Here is a 2,730-nt window from a genome sequence, read left to right as displayed (position 1 = left end):
AGTGCAACAGCTCCTCGCGGTACGCCTCGCCGGCCGTCCCGCAGCCGAGCACCCTCCTCGGCCTGCCGTCGATGAGGGCGAAGGCCCACGAGGGCTCGCAAGGCGCCATTATATGTAACTTAATGATTTGCTATGTACCATTCTTGATGGTACATTGATAATTGTTTAGTTACATGAGGAGGCAGAGCATGAGGGAATACGTCGAGAAGATGCTGCACACGAGAGTCGACTGCGAGCCCGTCGACGCCTCGGGGCTCCCCCTCTACCTGAGGGGGCTGTACTCCCTGGAGCGCTGGACCGCCTTCGGCGTGCCGTTCGCCGTGGCCTTCCCCGTCGAAAGCCCGACGGTGAAGACCATGACGAAGCACCACGACGCCCTGGAGGCGGCCCTGGGGACCCCCGTGTCCTTCGCCCTCGAGGGCGCCACGGGCTACAGGGTCGGGCGGATGCTCGAGGCGGGTCTGCCCTTCATCGCCCCGGACAAGCAGGGGTACCTGCCGTTCCTGGGAATCGCGCTGAGCAGCGGAAGGAGCCACGCGCGCGACAGGCGGCAAACAGACGTTGGCACGTTCTCGCCCCAGGCACAGCGCCTCGCGCTCATGGCGCTCTACGGCGACCTCGACGGCGCCAGCGTCACCCAGGCGGCAGGCCTCCTCGGCACGGCGAAGATGACCGCCTCTCGAGCATTCGACGAGCTCGCGGCCGCCGACCCCTCGATCGTCGCCGCCGAGGGGCGGCGGCGGGTGCTGCGCCCCGGCAGGGACAAGATGGCGATGTGGCGTCTCTTGGAGCCGCGCATGTCGAGCCCGGTCGCGAGGGAGCACCGCCTGGGCCGCGTGCCCGAAACAGAGCTTCCCCTTGGCGGTGTCTCGGCGCTGTGCGAGCTCTCGATGCTGCAAGACAACCCCTGGCAGACTTTCGCCGCAACCAAAGCGCAGGAGCGCACTCTGGAGCTGGCGGCCGACGCGCGCGACACTGGTCTCGACGAGCCAGAGGACCCCGCTTGCGTGGTGCAGGTGCTGCGCTACGAGCCCGTGCCGGCGCCGGGATGCACCGTCGACCCGCTTTCGGCCATCCTGTCCCTTTCCGCCGACGAGAGAGACGACCCGCGCGTTGCGGGCGAAATCGAGAACGTTTTGACCCGGGTGCTTGGAGGCGACCATGAGGGGAATCGATAAGTTCAAGGAGCGCTTCGCGGGCCACGATGGCGAGTACGTCCTGATCGGCGGCGGCGCCTGCGACCTGCTGTTCGGCGAGGCCGGGCAGGACTTCAGAGCCACCAAGGACCTCGACCTAGTCCTTTTGGTGGAGGCGCTGACGCCCGAGTTCGGCCAGGTCTTCTGGGATTTCGTCAAGGAGGGCAGGTACGAGAACAGACAGAAGAGCAGCGAAAAGCCGCAGTTCTACCGGTTCTCCAAGCCGGAGGACCCGGCCTTCCCCGCCATGCTGGAGCTGTTCGCGCGCACCGACGCCGGCCTGCGCGACGCGGAGTCCGGCCTCATGCCGATCCACATCGACGACGAGGTGTCGAGCCTTTCGGCGATTTTGCTTGACGAAGAGTACTATCGGCTGCTCGTCGAAAACAGAACGTCGGCCAGCGGCGTCGCCGTCCTGTCGGTCGAGGGGATGATCCCCTTCAAGGCCAAGGCGTGGCTCGACCTTTCCACCAGGCGGGCGGGCGGCCAGGCCGTCGACGAGAAGAGCGTGAGGAAGCACCGAAACGACGTTTGCCGCCTCGCAACGCTGCTCGCGGGCGGCGAGCGCCCCGCCATGAGCGAGGAGATCCGCGCCGACATGCGGCGCTTCCTGGAGGCCTACGAGTCGGACCCCGTCGACCCCAAGGCGCTCAAGATCAAGGGCATTGGGGCGCAGCAGGTCGTCGAGGTGCTCAAGAGCGTCTACCTGCGGTAGCGCAGCTGCCCGATAGCGCTACCGTGCGGCGACATCCAGGACAGGCAGCAAGGCGCACCCCGCGTCTTTCATCGCCGACTACTTGCGACACACCGCAGCTACTGGGTGTCTGCTAAGTAGCTGCCGGGCACTACTGAGCAATCCAGCAGGTCGCGAAGGCTGAGGTAGTGTCGAGAAAGTTGGTGTAGCGGCCACTCCCCGTCGAGCGGGCGCGGGCGCCACCCCTCGACCGAGGCGAACGCCCTCCCGTTGAGGTTCGACACGGTGGCGGCTGACACGCCCGAGCCCCATGGGAGCTCGGAGACGTCCTCGATGCGGCTGGCGGGGACGCCCGCGAGGCACGTCTCGACCATGGCCCCCCACGCTCGTCTCGCGCCCGCGGCAGCGCTCGATGGCCGCCGTGGCGAACCGAGCTCCCCTGGGCTTCGGCATGTGCGGCGTTGCCTCGCCGGAGGTCGTCGTCAGGCTCCGGTCGTGGCGCCCCGCCCCGACGAGGTCGCCCGCCTCCTGCTCGAGCAGGCCGCTCAGGGTGTCCTCGACGGTCTTCCTCACCAGCTAGCTGTTTAGTGCCGACAGGTTGTTTACACCCGAGTGATGACAAATAGGGAGGCCTCCCGCATGCCGTGGGTTGCCTGGGCACTCAGCGAGGAGGGGCCTCCCATGTCCCAGCATCCTAACGCAAGGCTGACCCCGAGGGGAAGGGCGCTGCCCTGCGAGCGCGTGGGCGGCGGCATGCGCGTCTCGGACGCCGCCGCGATGGCCGGCGAGCCGCGCGCCCGCGGCCCCGTCACGCGCGTGCGCCAAGGGCGCGGGCGTCCC

The 2,730-nt window shown here is 67.9% G+C and carries 3 protein-coding genes; 2 read left to right on the top strand and 1 reads right to left on the bottom strand.

The window, feature by feature from the left end; genetic code table 11:
* Nucleotides 1-188: 188 nt before the first annotated feature.
* Both EFAMC1_RS08990 and EFAMC1_RS08985 read left to right on the top strand, forming a co-directional pair.
* Nucleotides 189-1,178, top strand: a complete 990-nt coding sequence (locus EFAMC1_RS08990) for a hypothetical protein (RefSeq protein ID WP_187324639.1) — start codon at nucleotides 189-191, stop codon at nucleotides 1,176-1,178.
* Nucleotides 1,162-1,911 carry a nucleotidyl transferase AbiEii/AbiGii toxin family protein gene (locus EFAMC1_RS08985; protein WP_154053942.1) on the top strand — a complete coding sequence of 250 codons (750 nt, stop codon included), beginning with the start codon at nucleotides 1,162-1,164 and terminating at the stop codon, nucleotides 1,909-1,911. The genes EFAMC1_RS08990 and EFAMC1_RS08985 overlap by 17 nt, the downstream gene beginning before the upstream one ends.
* Before the next feature lie 98 nt (nucleotides 1,912-2,009).
* On the opposite strand, the gene EFAMC1_RS11525 is transcribed toward EFAMC1_RS08985, so the two are convergent.
* On the bottom strand, nucleotides 2,010-2,264 hold the full coding sequence (locus EFAMC1_RS11525; RefSeq protein WP_154053941.1) for a transposase: 255 nt from the start codon (nucleotides 2,262-2,264) through the stop codon (nucleotides 2,010-2,012).
* Nucleotides 2,265-2,730 lie beyond the last annotated feature (466 nt).

The organism is Olsenella uli (genome assembly GCF_901212675.1).
In the GTDB taxonomy this organism is placed as follows: domain Bacteria; phylum Actinomycetota; class Coriobacteriia; order Coriobacteriales; family Atopobiaceae; genus Parolsenella; species Parolsenella uli_B.
This window is presented reverse-complemented; position numbering and strand designations above follow the sequence as displayed.

What these genes read in the sequence shown, in the direction of transcription:
- EFAMC1_RS08985 (WP_154053942.1), top strand. Translation starts at nt 1,162, where the DNA reads ATGAGGGGAATCGATAAGTTCAAGGAGCGCTTCGCGGGCCACGATGGC.
- EFAMC1_RS08990 (WP_187324639.1), top strand. Translation starts at nt 189, where the DNA reads ATGAGGGAATACGTCGAGAAGATGCTGCACACGAGAGTCGACTGCGAG.
- EFAMC1_RS11525 (WP_154053941.1), bottom strand. Translation starts at nt 2,264, where the DNA reads ATGGTCGAGACGTGCCTCGCGGGCGTCCCCGCCAGCCGCATCGAGGAC.